The 21,277-nt window shown below is 57.0% G+C and carries 17 protein-coding genes and 1 other annotated feature; of the genes, 15 read left to right on the plus strand and 2 right to left on the minus strand.

All coding sequences use genetic code 11. The features are described 5' to 3' along the window. The 8 genes from PEL01S_RS32915 to hemL all read left to right on the plus strand — a co-directional run. A partial coding sequence (locus tag PEL01S_RS32915) for a precorrin-2 dehydrogenase/sirohydrochlorin ferrochelatase family protein (protein WP_304363378.1) occupies window positions 1–498 on the plus strand: 498 nt, incomplete at its 5' end. Between the two features lie 68 nt (window positions 499–566). Beyond that, window positions 567–1,502 (plus strand): hydroxymethylbilane synthase, encoded by a 936-nt coding sequence (gene hemC / locus PEL01S_RS32920; protein ID WP_127463190.1) that lies wholly within the window; start codon window positions 567–569, stop codon window positions 1,500–1,502. 13 nt (window positions 1,503–1,515) lie between these two features. After that, entirely contained in the window at window positions 1,516–3,051 is a 1,536-nt protein-coding gene (cobA, locus tag PEL01S_RS32925; protein WP_127463191.1) for a uroporphyrinogen-III C-methyltransferase, read from the plus strand. Between the two features lie 3 nt (window positions 3,052–3,054). Continuing rightward, window positions 3,055–4,047 carry a porphobilinogen synthase gene (gene hemB / locus PEL01S_RS32930; RefSeq protein WP_063185150.1) on the plus strand — a complete coding sequence of 331 codons (993 nt, stop codon included), beginning with the start codon at window positions 3,055–3,057 and terminating at the stop codon, window positions 4,045–4,047. A gap of 195 nt (window positions 4,048–4,242) precedes the next feature. After that, on the plus strand, window positions 4,243–5,316 hold the full coding sequence (gene hemE, locus PEL01S_RS32935; protein WP_063185152.1) for a uroporphyrinogen decarboxylase: 1,074 nt from the start codon (window positions 4,243–4,245) through the stop codon (window positions 5,314–5,316). 1 nt (window position 5,317) lies between these two features. Beyond that, window positions 5,318–6,262: a ferrochelatase gene (gene hemH / locus PEL01S_RS32940; protein ID WP_063185154.1), complete on the plus strand. Its 945-nt coding sequence runs from the start codon at window positions 5,318–5,320 to the stop codon at window positions 6,260–6,262. A 4-nt stretch (window positions 6,263–6,266) separates the two neighbouring features. Continuing rightward, a complete protein-coding gene (gene hemG, locus PEL01S_RS32945; protein WP_127463192.1) occupies window positions 6,267–7,712 on the plus strand; it encodes a protoporphyrinogen oxidase in 1,446 nt (481 codons plus the stop codon). Window positions 7,713–7,728: 16 nt separating this feature from the next. Continuing rightward, window positions 7,729–9,030, plus strand: coding sequence for a glutamate-1-semialdehyde 2,1-aminomutase (gene hemL, locus PEL01S_RS32950; RefSeq protein ID WP_127463193.1), 1,302 nt, complete (start codon window positions 7,729–7,731; stop codon window positions 9,028–9,030). Window positions 9,031–9,113: 83 nt separating this feature from the next. Here hemL and PEL01S_RS32955 read toward each other — a convergent pair whose 3' ends face one another. Then, complete coding sequence (locus PEL01S_RS32955) at window positions 9,114–10,757, minus strand: phosphodiester glycosidase family protein (RefSeq protein ID WP_127463194.1); 1,644 nt, start codon at window positions 10,755–10,757, stop codon at window positions 9,114–9,116. A gap of 238 nt (window positions 10,758–10,995) precedes the next feature. Between PEL01S_RS32955 and PEL01S_RS32960 the strand changes: the two genes are divergently transcribed. The 7 genes from PEL01S_RS32960 to PEL01S_RS32990 all read left to right on the plus strand — a co-directional run bounded on the left by PEL01S_RS32960 (window position 10,996) and on the right by PEL01S_RS32990 (window position 20,921). Continuing rightward, entirely contained in the window at window positions 10,996–11,193 is a 198-nt protein-coding gene (locus PEL01S_RS32960) for a hypothetical protein (RefSeq protein WP_127463195.1), read from the plus strand. Beyond that, a complete protein-coding gene (locus tag PEL01S_RS32965; protein WP_063185160.1) occupies window positions 11,190–12,062 on the plus strand; it encodes an RluA family pseudouridine synthase in 873 nt (290 codons plus the stop codon). Before PEL01S_RS32960 ends, PEL01S_RS32965 begins: the two co-directional genes overlap by 4 nt. A gap of 151 nt (window positions 12,063–12,213) precedes the next feature. Beyond that, a complete protein-coding gene (locus PEL01S_RS32970; RefSeq protein WP_063185162.1) occupies window positions 12,214–13,476 on the plus strand; it encodes a LysM peptidoglycan-binding domain-containing protein in 1,263 nt (420 codons plus the stop codon). 119 nt (window positions 13,477–13,595) lie between these two features. Continuing rightward, window positions 13,596–13,848, plus strand: a binding site (T-box leader). A 178-nt stretch (window positions 13,849–14,026) separates the two neighbouring features. Further along, window positions 14,027–16,696, plus strand: a complete 2,670-nt coding sequence (locus tag PEL01S_RS32975; protein WP_063185164.1) for a valine--tRNA ligase — start codon at window positions 14,027–14,029, stop codon at window positions 16,694–16,696. 6 nt (window positions 16,697–16,702) lie between these two features. Then, window positions 16,703–18,082 carry a bifunctional folylpolyglutamate synthase/dihydrofolate synthase gene (locus PEL01S_RS32980; RefSeq protein ID WP_127463196.1) on the plus strand — a complete coding sequence of 460 codons (1,380 nt, stop codon included), beginning with the start codon at window positions 16,703–16,705 and terminating at the stop codon, window positions 18,080–18,082. 8 nt (window positions 18,083–18,090) lie between these two features. Next, window positions 18,091–19,470 (plus strand): UDP-N-acetylmuramate--L-alanine ligase, encoded by a 1,380-nt coding sequence (gene murC / locus PEL01S_RS32985; RefSeq protein WP_127463197.1) that lies wholly within the window; start codon window positions 18,091–18,093, stop codon window positions 19,468–19,470. Between the two features lie 137 nt (window positions 19,471–19,607). After that, window positions 19,608–20,921, plus strand: coding sequence for a hypothetical protein (locus PEL01S_RS32990; RefSeq protein WP_127463198.1), 1,314 nt, complete (start codon window positions 19,608–19,610; stop codon window positions 20,919–20,921). 96 nt (window positions 20,922–21,017) lie between these two features. On the opposite strand, the gene PEL01S_RS32995 is transcribed toward PEL01S_RS32990, so the two are convergent. Then, the coding region (locus PEL01S_RS32995; protein ID WP_164824359.1) for an S-layer homology domain-containing protein at window positions 21,018–21,277 on the minus strand (260 nt) is incomplete at its 5' end.

Raw genomic sequence — 21,277 nt, forward strand, 5'->3', positions numbered from 1 at the left:
GCCGAGGCGCGGCTGGTGTTCGCGGCCACCGACGATGCGTCGGTGAACGCGCAGGTCTGTGCCGAGGCCGAGGCGCTCGGCAAGTTCGCGAACGCGGCCGACGACGGGGCCGGCGGCGGTTTTCTCGTCCCGGCCGCGGTAAGGCGGGGACGGTTGACGCTTGCGGTGTCCACCGCAGGCGCAAGCCCTGGACTGGCCGCGGCGCTGCGCCGCAGGCTGGAGGAAGCGTTCGGCGAAGAGTATGCGCCGTACGTAGAGCTGCTCCACGCGCTGCGCGGCATCGTACAGCTGGCCGTCCCGGAAACGGGACAGAGGCAGGAGCTGTTCCGCGGCATGCTGGAGTGGGAGCTGCTGCCGCTGCTGCGAAGCGGCCGTGTCGATCCGGCGGATCTGCGCGCCGAGCTGGCGCGCAGAGTGCTGCAAGATCCGACGCCCGGAGGCATCGAAGCGATCGGCGACTGGCTGCGTGTAGAGGCACGACATTTGGGATATGAATGAGTACAGTGGTACATAGTGAATACAGCACTTCCGGCTTTACAGGGAGAAGATAAGGGGTTGACTCACGCATGCGCACCATCGTAGTAGGCACCAGACAAAGCGCGCTTGCTTTGACACAAACCGGACAGGTGATCGATCACCTGCGCGAGCTTTGCAAGCAGCACGGCATCGAAGCCGAATTCGAGCTAAAAAAAATCGTCACCAAGGGCGACCGCATACTGGATGTCACTCTTTCGAAAGTCGGCGGCAAAGGCCTGTTCGTGAAAGAAATCGAGCAGGCGCTGCTTGACGGCGAAATCGATCTCGCAGTACACAGCATGAAGGATATGCCCTTCGAGCTGCCTGAGGGACTTGTGGTCGGCGCCGTTCCTCTGCGGGAAGATCCGCGCGACTGCTTGATCACGCGGGACGGCCGCGGGCTCGACGACTTGCCCCAGGGCGCCAAGGTTGGAACCAGCAGCCTGCGCCGTGCTTCCCAACTGCAGCATTACCGCCCCGACTTGCAGATTGAGTCGATCCGCGGCAATATCGACTCGCGGCTGCGCAAGCTGGAAACGGAAGGCTTTGATGCGATCCTGCTCGCCGCCGCCGGACTGCACCGGATCGGCTGGCAGGACCGCATCAGCGCTTACCTGCCGCCGGAGCTGTGCCTGCCGGCGGTCGGACAAGGCGCATTATGCATCGAATGCCGCGGCGATAATGAATTCGTGCTCGACTTGTTATCCAAGTACAAGCACGAACCGACGGCCGTTGCCGTTGCCGCGGAGCGCAGTTTCTTGGGCCGTTTGAACGGCGGCTGCCAAGTGCCGATCGGCGCTCACGCGCATTTGACCGAAGAAAGCGGGCCGTCAATTGTACTGACCGGCATGGTCGGATCGCCGGACGGCAAGCAGGTGCTGAAAGAGACGATGACCGGAAATAACCCGCAGCAATTGGGTCTGCAATTGGCGGAAGCGTTAATTGCGAAAGGTGCTGCCGAACTGCTTGCATTAGCTGAAGAATAGGGGAGAAGCGGTTGTGAACAAGGGTGTCGTTTATCTTGTCGGTGCCGGACCGGGAGATCCGAAGCTGATTACGCTAAGAGGTCTCGAAGCGATTCAGCGGGCCGACGTAGTTGTCTATGACCGGCTGGCCAGCCCCCGTCTGCTCAAACATATGAAGGCTGGGGCAGAGAAAATTTTTGTCGGCAAACTGCCGGACAAACATATGATGAAGCAGGAAGAGATCAGCCGCCTGCTCGTCGATTTGGCGCTGCAAGGAAAAACGGTGACCCGGCTCAAAGGCGGAGATCCGAGCGTATTCGGGCGTGTAGGCGAAGAAGCGGAGCTGCTCGCGGAGCACGGAATCCGCTTCGAGATCGTGCCTGGCATCACGTCCGCGATCGCCGTCCCCGCTTATGCAGGCATCCCGGTGACGCACCGCGATTTTACTTCGTCCTTTTCGATCGTAACCGGTCATGAATATAAGAATAAAACATACTCCCAAGTGAATTGGGATAACTTGGCGCAAGCCTCCGGCACGTTGATCTTTTTGATGGGTGTCGCCAATCTGGAGCAGATCTCCACGGAGCTGATCCGCGGAGGGAAATCGCCGCAAACGCCGGTCGCCCTCATCCGATGGGGCACTTGGATGGAGCAGGAGACGCTAACGGGGACGTTATCGGATATTGCCGACAAGGTAAAAGCCGCAGGCTTCCAATCCCCGGCCGTCACGATTGTCGGCGAAGTGGTCAAGCTGCGCGACAAGCTGGCCTGGTTCGAAACCAAGCCTTTGTTCGGCCGGCGCATTCTGGTTACCCGCGCACGCAGTCAGGCGAGCGAGCTGTCCTTGCAAATCGACGAGCTTGGCGGGGAAGCCGTGGAATTCCCGGTGATCCGCACCCGGCCGCCTTCCCGTCCGGAAGCGCAGGCAGCGCGGGACGAGGCGCTTAATCGCCTTTCCACATTCGATTGGGTCCTGTTCACGAGCGCGAACGGCGTCGAATTTTTTATGGAGCGGCTGCGGGAGCTGCGGCTCGATATTCGGGCATTAGGCAATGCCCGCTTGGCGGCGGTCGGTCCGAAGACGGCGGCTGCTCTAGCGCAGTACGGATTGCTGGCGGAGGTTGTCCCTTCGGAATTCGACGGGGACGCTTTGCTGGACGCCATCGCCCCCGAGCTTCGTCCAGGGCAGAACGTGCTGCTTGCGACGGCGGATATCGCCAGAGCGTACTTGCCCGAACAATTGCAGGAGCGCGGCTTGAACGTCACCAAAATCGATATCTACGAAACGGTACTGGATACCGAGGGCGGCTCCGAGATTGTCGAGCTGCTGAAGCAAAACATGCTGCACATCGTTACTTTTACCAGCTCGTCGACGGTTACGAATCTGCTGCGCGCTCTGCAGGAGCTTGGCGAGACGGAACCGCTCAAGCTGCTGCAAGGGTGCAGAATCGCTTGTATCGGTCCGAGAACGGCGTCTACCGCGCAGGAAGCGGGACTTCAGGTCGATTATTTGGCCAAGGAAGCGACCGTTGCTTCCCTGGTTCAGTGCTTATACGAGAAGGAGGAATAAACCATGAGTTTTCCACTTGTTCGAAACCGGCGTTTGCGCAGCTCGGCTGCGCTTCGGAATTTGGTACGGGAGCATACCGTTACGCTGGACGACTTGCTCTATCCGATATTTGTGACGCACGGAACGAATATTAAAGAAGAAATCAGCTCGATGCCGGGCGTTTACCATTTCTCGCTGGACCGGCTTGAAGAGGAAATCCGCGAAATCGTCGAGCTGGGCTTGCCGGCCATTGTGCTCTTCGGCGTTCCGCACGAGAAAGATGCGCATGCCAGCTCGGCCTACGATCCGAACGGCATCGTTCAACAAGCGTCGCGCTTAATCAAAACATGGGCTCCGGAGCTGCTTATTGTTGCCGATACTTGCCTATGCCAGTTCATGGACCACGGCCACTGCGGCGTCGTTCATTACGACGAGGCGAAAGGCCGCGCCGAGGTGCTGAACGATGCGTCGCTGGACCTGTTGGTCAAAACGGCGGTTTCACAGGCAGAAGCCGGCGCCGACATTATCGCGCCGTCGAACATGATGGACGGCTTCGTCTACGCGATCCGTCAAGGACTTGACGAAGCTGGCTACGAGCAGGTGCCGATCATGTCGTACTCCGTGAAGTATGCGTCGTCGTTCTACGGTCCGTTCCGCGAAGCGGCACATTCCACGCCGCAGTTCGGCGACCGCAAAACGTACCAAATGGATCCGGCCAACGTGCGGGAAGCGCTGCGCGAAGCGGAATCCGACGTAGCCGAAGGCGCGGATATGCTGATGGTCAAGCCGGCTCTGGCGTATATGGACGTTGTTCGCGCGCTCCGCGAAAAGTTCAATCTGCCGCTCGTGGTCTATAATGTGAGTGGGGAATACTCCTTGGTGAAAGCTGCCGCCATGCAGGGCTGGGTCGACGAGAAATCGATCGTTATGGAGACGATGACCGGATTTAAGCGGGCCGGCGCCGACATGATCATTACTTATTTTGCCAAAGATATCGCTCGCTGGCTCCGGAACTAACTGCGGCCGCGGTATGCGATGATGATGAAGACCGTTCCGCTATCCGGCGTTTCTCCCGGAGCGGAGCGGTCTTTTGCATAGCGGCACTGTCAAACTTTTGTCGGAAACTGTAGCCTGACACACGTTGTTACCTGGTTTCAAATAGGGCATAATGGGAAGTAGACTATGGGAGTTTACGGAAAAGAGGTTGCACCAATGAGTTATAACGATACGTTTATTCGAGCTTGTCGGAAACAGTCTGTCGAAACGCTGCCCGTATGGTATATGCGTCAAGCCGGCCGTTACGACCCCGAATACCGGAAAATTAAAGAGAAATACAGCCTGCTGGAAATTTGCAAGCAGCCGGAGCTGGCGGCCGAGGTCACCTTGATGCCGGTCAAAAAGCTGGGCGTAGACGCGGCGATTTTATATTCGGACATTATGAATCCGGTCGCTTCCATTGGCATCGATTTTGATATCGTCAAAAATGTCGGTCCGGTCATCGACAACCCGATCCGCTCGGCGGCGGATGTGAACAAGCTGAAGCCGATCCAGGTGGAGCAGGATTTGCCGCATATTTTGCGGACAATTGAGATTTTGGCGGCCGAGCTGAAGGTGCCGCTGATTACGTTCGCCGGCGCGCCGTTTACGATTGCGAGCTACCTGATCGAAGGCCGGCCGTCCAAAAGCTATATCCGCACGAAAGGCTTAATGTACGGAGAGCCGGAGGTATGGTTCAAGCTGATGGATAAGCTTGGCGATATGGTGATCGCTTATCTGAAAGCGCAGATTGCCGCCGGGGCGAAAGCGGTGCAGCTTTTCGACAGCTGGGTCGGCGCGTTGTCCCCGGTAGATTTTAAAACGTACGTTCTGCCGACGATCCGCCGTATTTTTGCGGAACTGAAGCATCTGGAACAGCCGAAAATTTATTTCCCGGGCGTCAGCTCCGGCGAATTGCTTCCTTATCTGCAAGGCATTGACGCCGATGTCATCGGTCTCGATTGGCGTGTGTCGATCTCGGAGGGCCGCAGAAGAGTGGGCTCGTTCTATGCGGTGCAAGGCAATCTCGATCCGTACGTATTGACCGCTCCGATGTCCGTCATTCAGGCGCAAGCCAAAGCGATTATCGACGAGGGCATCCAGGAACCGGGCTATATTTTCAATCTGGGTCACGGACTGTTCCCGGAAGCGTCGCTGGAGAAGCTGAAAGAACTGACGGATTTCATTCACGACTACTCTCGTCAAGCTCTGAAAGCGCAAGGCTGGACGAAACAGGAAAGCGGTGTATAGCATGAGCGTTACGCAGCAAAAACGGATCGGTGTTCTGGTCATGTCTTACGGAACGCCGGAAAGCCTCGATCAAGTGGAAGCTTATTATACGCATATTCGTCGCGGGAATCCTCCGACCCCGGAGCAGCTCAAGGATTTGACCGATCGCTACGAAGCGATTGTGGGAGGCTTTTTCCCGCTTCGAGAAAATACGGATAAGCAGGTGCAGGCGCTGGAAGCCCGGCTGAACGAGAAATACCCGGACACGACGTTCGTATGCTATCAAGGGCTGAAGCACGCGTCTCCGTTCATTGAGGACGGCGTGGAGCGGATGGTGCAGGATGGGATAACGGAAGCCGTCGGCGTCGTGCTGGCGCCGCATTATTCGGTCATGAGCGTAGGCGGCTACATCAAGCGCGCGCAGGAGAAGGCGGATTCGCTTGGGCTTTCGATACGTTTCGTGAAGAGCTATCATCTTCATCCGGCGCTGATCGAAGCGCTTGTGCAGCGGGTGGAGGAAGGCTTAAACCGGTTCGAAGGCGTGGCGAAGGACGCGGTCAAAGTGATTTTTACGGCACACAGCCTGCCTGAAAAAATTCTTGAAATGAAAGACCCGTATCCCGATCAGCTATTGGAAACGTCCAAAGCGATAGCCGAGCGATGCGGCATTACCCATTGGCAGTTCGGATGGCAAAGCGCCGGACAAACCGGCGTGCCTTGGCTGGGGCCCGATATTCTCGACGTCCTGCATACCGTGAAGAAAGAGAAGCAGGCGGAGCATGTGCTGATTTGTCCGATCGGGTTTGTATCCGATCATCTGGAAGTGCTGTACGATCTCGATATTGAAGCGCAGAAGACGGCACGGGAGCTCGGACTGCGGCTGGAACGCACCCGCTCGCTCAATACCGATCCGCTGTATATGGAAACGTTAAGCGACGTCGTTTACGCGCAAACCGAGAGGGATTGAGACGATGGAGGAGAACCGAAGTCCGAAACATGTGGTTATCGTTGGCGGCGGGATTACGGGCTTGAGCGCCGCTTTTTATTTAAAACAAAGCGCTGAGCAGTCCGGGGCGCCCTTGAAAATAACCATCATGGAAAAGGGCGAATCGTTCGGCGGCAAAATTCAAACGCTGAAGCGCGACGGGTTCGTCATTGAGAAGGGGCCGGATTCGTTTCTGGCCCGCAAGCTTCCGATGGTCGAGCTGACTCGCGAATTAGGCCTAGAGGATCAATTGACCGGCATGAATCCGGACTCCCGGAAAACGTATATTTTGTCCGGCGGCAAGCTGCACCGGATGCCTCCCGGCCTGATGCTCGGCATACCGACCCAAATGGGGCCGTTCATGCGCACGGGACTGCTGTCGTTGGGAGGCAAGCTCAGGGCGGCCATGGATTTGGTGCTGCCGAAGCGGACATCACCCGAGGACGAATCGCTCGGGCATTTCCTGGAGCGCCGGCTAGGCGTAGAAGTGCTCGGTCAGATCGCCGAGCCGCTGCTGGCGGGCATTTATGCCGGCAATACGTACAATTTGAGCTTGCGGGCGACCTTCCCGCAATTTCATGCGATTGAGCAGAAGCATCGCAGCTTGATCCTCGGCATGATGAAGAACCGCAAGACAGGCGGCGAAGAAAGCCGCACGCTTCCCGAGGTGGCGCGCAATACGATGTTTCTTTCCTATAAGGAAGGGCTTGAAACGATCGTTCACGGCTTAATCGATGCGCTCGACAACGTGCGGTTCGTCAAGCAGTGCGGAGTGGCCCGGATCGAGCGGGCCGACGACGTATACCGCGTGATCCGCGAAGACGGTTCGGTAGAGGAAGCGGACGGGGTGATCGTGGCGCTGCCGGCTCACGGCATCTCCAAGCTGCTCGGCTCGACGGTCCCTGAGGTCAAAGAGCTGGACCGGATCGAGTACGTGTCCGTTGCCAACGTGATTCTCGCCTTTGACGAGAAAGAGCTTGGACGCGAGCTTGACGGTTCGGGCTTCCTCGTCCCGAGACGGGAAGGACGTTTCATTACCGCATGTACATGGACGTCCAAAAAGTGGCTGCACACCGCGCCGAGCGGCAAAGTGCTGATGCGCTGCTATATCGGGCGTTCCGGCGACGAACGTTGGCAGGACATGTCGGAGGATGAGATCATCCGCGCGGTACGGCACGATTTGAAGGAAGTCATGGGGATTACGGCGGAGCCTTTGTTTACGGAAATGACGAAGCTGATGCATTCCATGCCGCAGTATCCGGTAGGTCATTTGGACCTTATTCGCGGGGTACGGCAGCGTTTGGCGGACAAAATGCCAAGCGTGCTGATCACCGGAGGCGCGTTTCATGGCGTCGGACTGCCGGACTGTATTCGTCAAGGCAAGGAAGCGGCCAAGGAAATGACGGAACGGCTGCAGGTATCCTCAAAATAGGTTAGGAGTGGGATGGATGAACGATCAGCGAAAACGTTCCGATGCGCGTTCGGCGCAGGCGTTCGAGGAAGCGAAGCAAGTGATTCCGGGCGGAGTCAACAGTCCGGTTCGCGCGTTTAAATCGGTTGGCTTGACTCCCCTTTATATGCAGAAAGGGAGCGGCTCGCACGTCTTCGACATCGACGGTAACGAATTTATCGATTACATCGGCTCGTGGGGCCCGCTCATTATGGGACATGCCCACCCGGAGGTCGTCGATGCGATAAAACGGACCGCAGAGCTCGGCACGAGCTTCGGCGCGCCGACGGAACTGGAAACCGAGATGGCGAAGCTGGTGATCGAAAGAATGCCATCCATCGAGCTTGTCCGGATGGTTAGCTCCGGGACGGAAGCGACGATGAGCGCTCTCAGGCTTGCCCGTGGCTATACGGGAAGGAATAAAATCCTCAAGTTCGAAGGATGCTACCACGGTCATGCGGACTCGCTGCTGATCAAAGCAGGGTCCGGGGTGGCCACCCTTGGATTGCCGGACAGCCCTGGCGTACCCGAAAGCGTAGCGGCCAACACGATTACAGTGCCGTACAACGATCTGGATTCGGTACGGATGGCTTTCGAGCATTTCGGCCAAGACATTGCTGCCGTTATTGTGGAGCCGGTTGCCGGAAATATGGGCGTCGTACCGCCGCTTCCGGGCTTCTTGGAAGGATTGCGGGAGATCACGTCTTCCTACGACAGTCTGCTGATCTTTGACGAGGTTATGACCGGCTTCCGCGTGGGCTTGAACAGTGCGCAAGGAAGGTTTGGCATTACCCCGGATCTTACCTGTCTGGGTAAAGTTATCGGCGGTGGGCTGCCGGTTGGGGCATATGGAGGCAAACGGGAGATTATGGAACGGATCGCCCCGTCAGGCCCGATTTATCAGGCCGGAACGTTATCCGGTAATCCGCTAGCGATGGCTGCGGGGTATGCGACGCTTAAGCTGCTGGGAGCACCCGGCGTATATGAAGAGCTGGAGCGCAAGTCCGCCCGTCTGGAAGCGGGAATGCTCCAAAATGCCCGCGAGCTGGGCGTTCCGATTACGATCAACCGGATCGGCTCCATGGTCTGCCCGTTCTTTACCGACCAACAGGTAACCAATTACGAAACGGCCAAACAATCGGATTTGAACAAGTTCAACCGCTATTTTGGCTTGCTGCTCGACTACGGCGTCAGCATTCCGCCTTCCCAGTTCGAAGGCATGTTCGTTTCGGCGGCGCACTCCGACGATGATATCGAGGCGACGATCGAGGCGCATCATCAAGCGCTCAAACAGCTATAATGTAAAAAACGGACGGCATGTCCACTCCCGAAGGAGGGGAACGTGCCGTCCGTTTGTTTTGCTGCTACAGATGTATGTAAACGTCATGGTGTTTTGGCTGGCGGTACGGTTGTACCTGAGGCCGGTTGGTTAGGCGTTTGATTTTGCTGAGGGGGTGGCGTCGGCGGTGCAGTCGTCTCAGCCGGTTTCTCGGTCGTCTTGGCCGGTGTACCGTTACCGGTTCCCGGGGCCGGGGCTCCGGCAGAGGAGTTCGGAGCGGTTCCCGTAGAACCGTTCCCGCCTCCTCCTGCCGTACCGGTGCCTTGGGAAGAACCGGAGCCGGCAGCTCCGCTGCCGCTGGTTCCTCCCTGGCTGGAAGTGCCGCCGTTCGGCGTTGCCGACCCGCTGCCCGCGCCCGTCGGCGGCGTATTGCCCTGACCGCCGTCCGGTTTGCCGTGATCTGCTGCTCCAGTACCGGAACCGGAATTATTTCCGGTTCCGGGAACCGTCGATTTCTCGCCGCCCGGCTCTTTGGTTCCAGTGCCTCCGATTTTTACGCTCTCGCCTTTCTCCGTACCCGTCTTGCCCGTTTCGTTCGCTTCCGATTTACCCGTAGCTGGCTTGTTTGTTTCCGGCTTTGTATCGGTTTTCGTCTTCGTCTTGTCCGTATCCGTCTTGGTAGGCGGTGCCGGGTTTTGCGGCTGTTTGGCCCGTTTTTCGGCCTGCTCGCGCAAGTAGTCGGGGTGGTCGTAAGAGCCGCCCGCATCGATTTTGTCGAGGCCATCCCATACCCGGTCCGCTTTAACCGACGTAGGATCGTCGTAGACCAGGAACGCGTTAGGCAATCTGCGCTCGCCATAACGGCTCGATGGCTTGGTAAGCAGCTCCCCGTCAACAACGAGTTCGGACGAAGCGCCTCCGTCCAGGTTGCCTGCATTGACGCAGCCTTCCTCCAGCAGAAGGTCCTGCACTTCCTTGAGCGTAGCGCCTACGCTGTGTGCCTGTCGTCCGTCGATGACGATGAATATGACGGTGCCGTCCGCTTTTTGTCCGACAGCTGTTCGTGGTCCGCGGCCCCAGCCGCCGTCGCCGCTTGTGATCAGCGGCTTGCCGTTGGCGATCAGACGCGGGTGGAATGAGACGGCGTCCGAGATGCCCATCTCGCGCAGTTCGAAAATATTGTATTTTCCGACGACGAGAATCCCTTCCTTCGTAAAGCCGACGATGTGCTGCGGAATGCTGCCGTCCTGATCCGTATAAATGACCTCGCCGCCGGAGATAATGGCGCCGAACGCCGCAAATCCGTTCCCGAGACCTTCCGGATCGTCGAAGCCGCCGCCATTGACGCCGGCCACGGCTCCTGTGCGTTTGACCATCGAGGTGATTTTCTCGCCTTCGCCGGATTTGGGAGGCGTCATGACACGGATCGTCTTTGGATCATAGACGTACATCTTCTTGCCCTGCCAAAACTTTCCTGATATATCTTCGACCTTAACCAGTTCATCGATCGAACGGGCTTTGCCCTGATGATTGCGAATTTTGATCAAGCTGCTGTCCTGCTTTTCGCGTGCAGCTTCCTCGTTGAAGTCCTGCAATCGCTTGACCATCAAATCGCGCTGCTCCGCACCGACGAAAATCCATGCCCAGCTCCGGTGCTGCGTCGTAATGACCGTTTCCGCGAGCCACTCCCTGATCTGGCCTCCCGGCGGGGTCAGAAATAAAAAGCTGGATGTTAAAAAAGTCAACACCGTGAAATAAAAAAGCGCCTTTTTCCAACTACTCCAATGTCGTATCGCTTGCAGAGCCCTGCTCAATGTTTTAACCTCTCCCATGCGTAAATTAAGGCATTTCGTGTCGAATTTTTTTTGCTTTTTTCCTATGCTATTCTATCATACGAAAAGAAGATTTAACAACTTTCGCTAGATTGTAAGATCCGGCGGAATTGGCATTGTAACCGCTTTGCGTTCGTCGCGGAGGATTGGTAGAATGACCATAAGCTATATATTGGAGGAAGCGCTCATGTTAAATCGGTACAGTCTATTCGGTACCACGCTCGAATTGATCGTTGTGGCGGGCGTGTTTTTCATTTTGTTTGCAGGAATCGTTCTGACGGCATGGCTGCAATGGGGACGCCGGAAGAAACGGGCGGCATCCGTTGCGGGCCAATCCAAGAGGCTGCCATGACCGCATGGCGCCGCAAAGGCCAGTGGTTGGAATGGACGGCAAGCGCCGAGCCTTCGACTTTGGAGGAGGTGAAGGCGTTTCTGCCGGATGCGATTGACGAGCGGACGCTGAAGAAGCTTTGGAACGCCTCGGGCGTCGAAATTCAGGGACGCCGCATTTTGCTGCGGCTGTTCCCCGAGGAATCGCTGCAATATATGCCGGAATGGACGGGGATAGAAGTATTGTTCGAAGACGACTTTTGCCTCGTGGCGGATAAGCCAGCCGGGATGAAGGTGCATCCGACCGGGGAGTCGGAGGGCGGAACGCTGCTTCATGCGGTCGGCTGGCATCTGGAGTCGACGGGGCAGTCGTGCCGGCCCCGGCACATTCACCGGCTTGACGAAGATACGACCGGTCCGGTACTGATGGCCAAGTGTCCATGGGCGCAGGTCCGATTGGACGAAGCGATGCGGGAGAAAAAGGTCGAGCGTACCTATGTGGCCCTAGTGCACGGGCGTCTCCAGCCGGACCGCGGCCGTGTGGATGCGCCTATCGGCAGGGATCGGCATCACGCGACGCGCCGGCGCGTCTCTCCCGGGGGCGAGCGGGCCGTTACCCATTACGAGGTTGTGGAGTCTTATCGTTCCGCGACACTTGTGCGGCTGCGGCTCGAAACCGGACGGACGCATCAAATCCGCGTTCATCTAAGCTATCTTGGGCATCCGTTGATCGGCGACACGCTGTACGGCGGGCGGAGCGAGGGCATGGACAGACAGGCGCTGCACGGCGAGCGGCTGACGTTTCCCCATCCGTTGATCGGCGAAAGCATCGAAGTGCAGTCCCCGTGGCCCCCGGACTTTGTTGCGCTGAATGAGCGATTGAAAAAATAGTAGTCATGCTCCTTCCCCTGAAGCCATATAAATTGTAGAGACGAAGGCATAGGGCCATCTTTCTTTTTATGGTTATATCAGAATTTCGAACTCGCCGGAGCCGATGCGGGATTCTGTGGAAAAGGCAGGAATTACGGAGGGAGGATTTACATTGACGACGCAGCATAACGGATTACGCTTCGACATTTACGAGCGTGTGCATTTGTCCGAAGGGGCGATCGGCATTCAAGATTTGGAGGGGGTGGAGCTTGTTCCCCACATTCAGGTCATTCCGCAAGGGGACCAAGCCCTGCTTCGCGGCAATCTGTTTTTGACCGGGACCTTTATCGATGAGTTGGGCCGCAGCGATCAAACGTTGGAGCACCTGATACCGGTAGAGATTACGCTGCCGATGAACCGGGTTCAGCGGATGGAGGATATCGCGGTCGAAATCGAAAATTTTGACATCGATCTGCTGTCATCCCGGAGCTTGAACATTACGGGAGTACTGTCGCTCGCCGGTCTGGAGCTCGTGTCGGATGCGGACCATGAGGCTTGGCGGGAAACGGAAAACGAAGTGGTGTTCGTTCACGAAGCCCGCGACCCGCATACGGTTCCTCTTGTGGAGGCGAAGGATGAGGCATTCGGGGACGTTTCCAGCTTTTTCGATTCGGCGGACCAACCTCCGGCTGAAACGGAATCTTGGGAGATGCGAAGCGAGAGGGTGGAGCCGCCGAACAAGTTGCCTGCTGGGCCGCAGGCGCAGAGCGTGCCGCAGCCTGCACCGAATGTGTTTCAGGCGGCCCAGCAGAATGTGCCGCAGTCTGCGCCGATCATGCAGCAAGAGGCGCAGCAGAACATCCCGCAGCCAGCGCCGAACGTGCAGCAAGAGGCGCAGCAGAATATACCGCAGCCTTTGTCGAATGTAACTCCAGCTCCGCTGTCTGTTCCAGAACCGACGAAAGGTCCGGAGACTTTAAAGCCACAGGAAGCGCAAAAAACGCAAGAAGCTCCGACCGCCCAATCCTTCGGGGAGCTTAACCCGACCGCGGCGACGGATAAAGATCTGAAGGTAGGCGTCGGCAGCAAAAAATCGCCCGAGCCGCTTTCGGCGCCCGCACCGCTTTACAAATCGTTCGGACTGTCCAACTTGTTTAGCCTCGGCTCTTCCCAAAAGGAAAAGCGCGATCCGGAAGAAACGATCGGGGAAGAACCGGAGTCCGTGGCGGAGAAGGTGGAATGGAAAAACCTGCTGCTCACTTCCAAAGGCGAAGAGCAGGGTTTCAAAAGGCTTCGGCTGTGCATCGTGCAAAAGGAAGAGACGTTGGAATCCATCGCTAAGCGCTACGATCTGAACCCTCGTGAAATCGCGCTTTACAACCGCCTCGGAGATAATGATGTATCCGAAGGACAGATCGTGTATATCCCGAAATGAAACCATTTTTACAAAAATTCCCTCGGCCGAGCCAAAACAGGCTTGACTGGGGGTTTTTTTGGTTATACTTGTATTGACTCTGTCCTGACTATTGTTTATCATAGTACGCATAGATGCAAGCAAAAACGCGGAAAGGGAATAGTAGACAGCGAACCCTTCAGAGAGCGGAGCCAGCAAGAGCTGGAAGGTTCCGCAGGACGTACCTGTCGAAGTCGCCCCGGAGTTGTCGAATTGAAAGCGGAAGCTCTAGATTCGGCCGGTTACAGCCGTTATCTGTTCGAGTGCCGCACGGATGAAGGGAAGCCTCCAGCTTCTCGGAGCACGGGCGGAATAAAGGTGGTACCACGGAAGCGAGAGCCTTTCGTCCTTTGCGGCGGAAGGCTTTTATTTGTTTGTCGCCATTTTTCCGGCGTAGAAATATTTCTTCGGTTTCCGGAGGCCGGAATTCAAAGGAGATCGCTGCGCTCCTGCAGGTGATATTTCTCCGATGGTACGGTAAGGCTGAAAACTTAAAACAAACTACAATTATGAGTACTTGGAGGTTGCAGTGATGGAAGAAACCAAACAAGCGGCGCCGGAAACGGCTATGCCGACAACCTACGATCCGAAGGAAGCCGAGAAAAAGTGGTACGACTACTGGCTCAAGGGACAATACTTTAAAGCCGGGCAGCGTCAGGATGCGAAGCCATATACGATGGTTATCCCGCCTCCGAACGTTACCGGTATGCTGCATATCGGCCATGCGCTCGATTTTACGCTTCAGGATATTATGGCGCGCACCAAACGGATGCAGGGCTACGACGCTCTGTGGCTGCCCGGCTCCGACCATGCGGGTATCGCAACGCAGACGAAGGTGGAGCAGAAGCTCCGCGAGGAAGGCGTGACACGGTATGATCTCGGCCGTGAGAAGTTTCTGGAAAAAGTGTGGGAGTGGAAGGAGCATTACGCAGAGACGATCCGCGAGCAATGGGCCAAAATGGGCTTCTCGCTTGACTATTCCCGCGAACGTTTTACGCTGGACGAAGGGCTGTCCAAGGCGGTTCGCGAAGTGTTCGTCCGCTTGTACGAAAAAGGGCTGATTTACCGCGGCAAATATATCATCAACTGGGACCCGGCCGCCCGCACGGCCCTTTCCGACATCGAAGTCGAATACAAAGAGGTGCAGGGCGCTCTCTATCATTTGAAATATCCGGTGAAGGACAGTGAGGAATTCATCGTCGTGGCGACCACCCGTCCGGAAACGATGCTCGGGGATACGGCCGTCGCGGTGCATCCTGAGGATGAACGCTATAAGCACCTGATCGGCAAAACGCTAGTGCTTCCGATCATCGGCCGTGAAATTCCGATCGTCGGCGACGAATATGTCGAGAAGGAATTCGGCAGCGGCGCGGTGAAAATTACTCCGGCGCACGACCCGAACGACTTCGAGGTAGGCAAACGTCACGATCTTCCGCAGGTGCTTGTGATGGACGAATCCGGCAAAATGAACGAAAATGCCGGCAAGTATCAAGGTATGGACCGCTTCGACTGCCGCAAGCAGATTGTGGCGGACATGAAAGAGCTCGGCGTGCTGATCAAAATTGAGGACCATGTGCATCAGGTCGGACACAGCGAGCGCAGCGGCGCCGTGGTGGAGCCGTACTTGTCCACGCAATGGTTTGTTAAAATGAAGCCGCTCGCCGAGCGCGCGATCGAAGCGCAGAAGTCGGGTCAAGGCGCGAACTTCGTCCCGGACCGCTTCGAAAAAATTTATTTGCATTGGATCGAAAACATTCGCGACTGGTGCATTTCCCGTCAGCTGTGGTGGGGACACCGCATTCCGGCCTGGTACTGCGGCGATTGCGGCGAAATGATTGTTTCCCGCGAGGACGCTTCCGTTTGTCCGCATTGCGGCGGCACGCATCTGACCCAGGATAACGACGTGCTGGACACTTGGTTCAGCTCCGCGCTGTGGCCGTTCTCTACGCTCGGCTGGCCGGAGCAAACGGAAGATCTGAAGCGTTATTACCCGACCGATCTGCTCGTGACGGGCTACGATATCATTTTTTTCTGGGTGACGCGGATGATTTTCAGCGGGCTCGAATATACGGACCAAATTCCGTTCAAAGACGTGCTGATTCACGGGCTCGTCCGCGATGCGGAAGGGCGCAAAATGTCCAAGTCGCTCGGCAACGGCGTCGATCCGCTTGAGGTGATCGAAAAGTACGGCGCCGATGCCATGCGGTTTATGATTTCCACCGGCTCCACGCCGGGGCAGGATCTCCGCTTCCGCTGGGAGAAAGTCGAGCAGGCGCGCAACTTTGCCAATAAGATTTGGAACGCTTCGCGCTTCGTCTTGATGAATCTGGGCGATTTCCAGGCGTCGGATATCGATCTGAGCGGTGAGCTTGGTACAGCCGACCGTTGGATTTTGCACCGCTTGAACGAAACCGTCCGTGAAGTGACCCGACTGATCGATACGTATGAATTCGGCGAAACCGGACGACTGTTGTACAATTTCATTTGGGACGATCTGTGCGACTGGTACATCGAATTCAGCAAGCTGTCCTTGTACGGCAGCGACGAAGCGGCGAAGAAAACGACGAAATCCGTTCTGGCTTATGTGCTGGATCGCACGCAGCGCTTGCTTCACCCGTTCATGCCGTTTATCAGCGAAGAAATCTGGCAGCATCTGCCTCATGAAGGGGAGACGATTACGCTTGCGGCATGGCCGACCTTCGAGGCGCGCTTTGAAGCGGAGGATGCGGTGCGCGAGATGGAGCTGCTGATGGATACCATCCGGACGGTGCGCAATATTCGTGCGGAAGTGAACGTGCCGATGAGCAAAAAGGTCGAGCTGCTCGTGAAGCCGGCCGGCGAAGAGGCGCTGGCAATTCTGAAGCGCAACGAAGAATACGTGCGGCGTTTCTGCAACACATCCGCGCTTTCCATTGAGCTTGGGCTCGCAACGCCGGAAAAAGCGATGACGGGCATCGTGACCGGGGCGGAGCTGTTCTTACCGCTTGCGGGGCTCATCGACATTACCCAGGAAATAGCGCGTCTGGAAAAAGAGCTTACTACGCTGCACGGCGAAGTGGACCGGATCGAGAAGAAGCTGGCAAACCAAGGGTTCGTTGCCAAAGCGCCGGCCAAAGTCATCGACGAGGAGAAAGCCAAGCTCGCCGATTATGCGGACAAACGGGATAAAGTGTCGGCACGGCTGGCCGAACTGAGAGGATGAACCACCATGAGCGAAGCACAGCTAAGCGTTAACGAAGGGCCGTTCCGGACGGCCCGGGAAGCGATCGACTGGGTTGTCCGGTTTATTCCTCTGGCGGGAATCAAGCCGGGACTGGAGCGGATGGAGCGGCTCATGGAGCTGCTCGACCATCCTCACCGGCGTCTTAAGTTTATTCATGTCGCCGGTACGAACGGCAAGGGATCGGTTTGCGCGTATTTGACCGAAGTGATCCGCACATGCGGTTATGACGTGGGAACATTTACTTCTCCGTACATTGAAAGCTACAACGAGCGCATTCGGCTCAATGGGGTCAATATCCCGGACGAAGACCTGCTGAAGGTGACCAATAAAATCAAGCCGATCGTCGATCAGGTTGCGGAGGAGTTTGGGCAGCCGTCGATGTTCGAGATCTCGACCGTGATTGCGATCGAATATTTTGCCCGCACCGCTTATCCCGACTTCGTCGTCTGGGAAACGGGGCTAGGCGGACGGTTGGATTCGACGAATATCGTGACGCCGCTTGTCTCCGTCATTACGAATATCGGTCATGACCATATGGAGTTTCTTGGCGATACGCTGGAGAAAATCGCGGCCGAGAAAGCGGCCATTATTAAGGCGGGCGTCCCGGTCGTAAGCGCCGTGGAGCAGCCGGAAGTTGTCCGGGTCGTCGAGGAAGCGGCAAAGGCCAAGAACAGCACGCTTTATTTGCTGGGCCGGGAGTTCCGTTATGAAACGATCTCGACCAAGGAAAACGAGCAGACGTTTCGGTTTACCGGCACGTTCCGGGACATTCCGGACGTTGCCATCTCCATGAACGGCCCGCACCAGTTGAAAAACGCGGCGGTGGCGTTAATGACGCTTGAGGTGCTGCGGCAATATTATGCGCTGATTGTGGAAGACGAGGATTTGCTTCGCGCCATGAAATCGGCACAGTGGCCGGGGCGGCTGGAGATGGTATCGCAGGAGCCGCGCATTCTGATCGACGGCGCGCACAACCCCGAGGGGGCTGAGTCGCTTGCCGCTGCCCTGAAGGGAACGTATTCGTACAATAGGCTCCATTTTATGATGGGAATGCTGACGAACAAGAATCATACGGGCTATTTGAGGCATATACTACCAATAGTGGATACGCTTATCCTAACCGAGCCGAATTGGCTGAAAAAGGCCGCTGCCGAAGATCTGGCCGGACTGGCCAAGTCGCTTCTGGCGGAGTGCGGGAGGCACGACGTGGAAGTGATCGTGGAACCCGATTGGAAGACGGGGCTGGAGCGGCTTAAACATATGACGGCACAGGACGACCTGGCTGTCGTCTCCGGCACGTTATATTTAATAGGGGACGTCCGTTCCTGGATCAAGCATCAATCCGATTCTGAAAAAGGCTGGTGAACGCAGGCGTGAATACATCGGAGCATATCCATTTTATCGGCATCGGCGGCTACGGCATGAGTGCCATTGCCAAGGTGATGCTGGAAATGGGCTACCAAGTTTCGGGATCCGATTTGGCGCAGCAGGAGCTGACGGAGAAGCTTGCGGCCAAAGGGGCGCAAGTGTTCATCGGGCACGAGGCGCAAAATGTGAAAGGCGCGGACGTCGTCGTATATTCCACGGCTTTGGCCAAGGATAATGTCGAAATGGTGGCGGCGGAGGAACTGAATATTCCGATGCTGCACCGTTCGCAAATGCTGGCGAGACTGATGAACGCCAAAAAAGGCATCGCGGTTGCGGGTGCGCACGGAAAGACGACCACGTCGTCGATGATCGCGCTCGTACTTGAGCGCTGCAGCTTGGACCCGACCTTCATCATCGGCGGGGAAATTATGAACGTGGGAAGCAACGCCAAGGCGGGCAAAGGCGATTGGGTCGTCGCGGAAGCGGACGAGAGCGACGGTTCGTTCTTGCAGTACCAGCCTGCCATTGCGTTGGTGAATAATATTGAAGCGGATCATCTGGAAAACTACGACGGCAATTTTGAAAATTTGAAAAAAGCCTATGCGCAGTTTTTGAGCCAGGTGAAAGAGGACGGCAAGGCCGTCGTTTGCTTGGACGACCAATACTTGAAAGAGATGATCTCCAGTGTGAATAGCGAGGTCCTCACGTATGCGATCGAAGCGGAAGCGGATTTTACGGCTCGGAACATCGTTCTTGGCGACCGTAAAGTATCTTTCGATGTGATGCGCGGCGTCGAGGCGCTCGGAACGATTCATCTGTCTGTACCGGGCAAGCATAACGTCTACAATGCGCTCGCTACGCTGATTACTTGCATGGAAGCGGGACTTCCTTTCGAGCGGATCGCGGAAGCGATTACCGAGTTTCGGGGAGCCAAGCGGCGTTTCCAGGTGCTCGGAGAAGTCGACGATATTCTGGTGATCGACGATTACGCGCACCATCCGACCGAAATCGAAGCGACGATTCAAGCGGCCAAGGCGACCGGCAAACGGATTGTCGCCGTATTTCAGCCTCAGCGCTACACGCGGACGTTCTTTTTGTTCGAGCAGTTCAGCCGCGCGTTTCCCGAGGCGGACGAAGTGATCATTACCGACATCTATTCGCCGGCGGGCGAGAAACAGATCGAAGGTATCGATTCCGCGAAGCTCGTCGAGCTGATTCGTCAGAACAGCAACGCCAACGTGCGTTACGTCCCGACCAAGGAGCAGGTGCAGACCTACTTGCTGAAGTCGGTGCGCCCTGGAGATTTGGTGATTACGATGGGCGCGGGAGACATATGGAAAGCGGCGGCCGGTCTTGCCGAGGCATTGACGGAACGCTTGGCTTAGCAGTAAGAAACAAGAAACCTCTGGAACACCGTTCTTTTTGAGCGCGAAGCCGGGGGTTTTTTGCGTGCGACGTTCTATTTGCGGACCGATTCTCATAGTCTAGTAATACGAATATGGGACAAGGGAGAGTTGGCGCAATGAACAAGACCAAGATGACGTTTCGTTTCCACAAGGACGGGCAGCGGCAAGAACGGCAGGAAACGGGGAGCGGGCCGCAGGTCATCCCCCTTCGATCGGAAGAATATACCGTTGTGGAGCAGCGGGCTGACGAAAACCGCGAGGAACCGGACAAACGGGACAAGCCTCAGGTAGAGACCGGAAAAATAAGAGGACCGCTGTGGACCGGACCTGCGCTTAACGAATATACGACCGATTTCGGCGGTTGGCAGAGCTCCTTTGAGACCGAGACGCACCGCGTGGAACAATTGATTCGCGAAACGGGCGTCGGCCGGTCGTTCGATCCGGAAACGGGCTATGTCGAGCGGCCGGATCCGACCGGCGGCATGGAGCGAACGCACCGGCCTTATACCCAGGAGGAATCGGCCTATTTCAGAAGAACCTCGGGCAACGGCTCTTGGATTCGGATTACAGCTTCGGTTGCCGGTGCGGTTGTAACGGGCGTCGCATTTGGCTTCTTGGTCTTGTCGATGTTTTCGGGCGGGACGGATTCCGGCAAAACAACGCCTCCAGGCGGTACGACGACAGCCCAGCAAGGCACGAAGGGAGCCGGGGCCGGTGGGACAGTTTCCACAGGAGAGGCGTCGGCCAAGCCGGGCGGTGCGGATTCGGCAGCTCCGGTGAGCGGTTCTGCTATCGGCGTGGCGGTGCAGATCCCGGCGAAATCATATGCCGTTCTGCAAGGCGGGGTATTCAGCAGCGCGCAGGGAGCGGAGGCCGCAGCCGCAGATTTTCGGAAGAAAGGGTTGGCGGGAGCGGTAGAAGGGGGAGACAAGCACCCGGTCTATGTGGGAATGGCCGGAACCCGGGACGAAGTCTTAGGGCTGTCGCAAGCCTATCAGCAAAAAAACATCGAGGTGATTGTCAAAACACTCGATTTGCCAGCGGTGACGAAAGTCAAATGGAACGGCAAGCAAGTGGATGTATTTTCCAATTATATAACGCAAGGGGATAAGCTTGTGAAGCTCATTGCGGCGCAAACGATCGCCCATGTGGCCGGCGCCAAGCCGGAAGCGCTTGACGACAAAGCGCTGCAGTTGATCAAGTCGACGCATCAAAGCTGGTCTCAGACGGCTGCCGCGGTCAGCGACGGTCTGGGCGAAGCGGGGAAGAAGGCGCTGCCCAAAATGAACAATTCCTTGAATACGGCCGTAGCGTCGCTTGAGGAATACAAGAAGAACCCGTCCCAAGCTTTCCTGTGGCAGGCGCAAACGGCTGCCATGCAGTACGTCGTGGCGGAGAAGGAATTGCTCCAAGCGGTTGCTCTTCCTTAAACTCACAAGCGGACATCCGCCGACGGGGGCGCATGAAAAAGAGCCGTCCGGACCGCATGCGTTCGGACGGCTCTTTCGCGGGTATAAAAGACTTGCTTACTTGCCGGTGGAAGTCTTGCCGGATGATGGCGGTTCAAGGGCCGTTTTCTTCGGCGTTGCGGCATCCGCCATGTAGCGGTCAACCAGCGCGGCGGCCTCCGCACGTGTGATCAACCGTTCCGGCTCAAAGCGCTCCGCCGTCATGCCGTCGATCCAGCCGGCCCGCTTGAGGCTCGCGATGGCGTCCGCGGCCCAGAAGTCCGCCTTCACGTCCCGGAACGGCGGCGGCGCGCCCGGAACCTGCGGCGCCTTCGCCA

This window comes from Paenibacillus elgii NBRC 100335 (genome assembly GCF_004000865.1).
In the GTDB taxonomy this organism is placed as follows: domain Bacteria; phylum Bacillota; class Bacilli; order Paenibacillales; family NBRC-103111; genus Paenibacillus_G; species Paenibacillus_G elgii.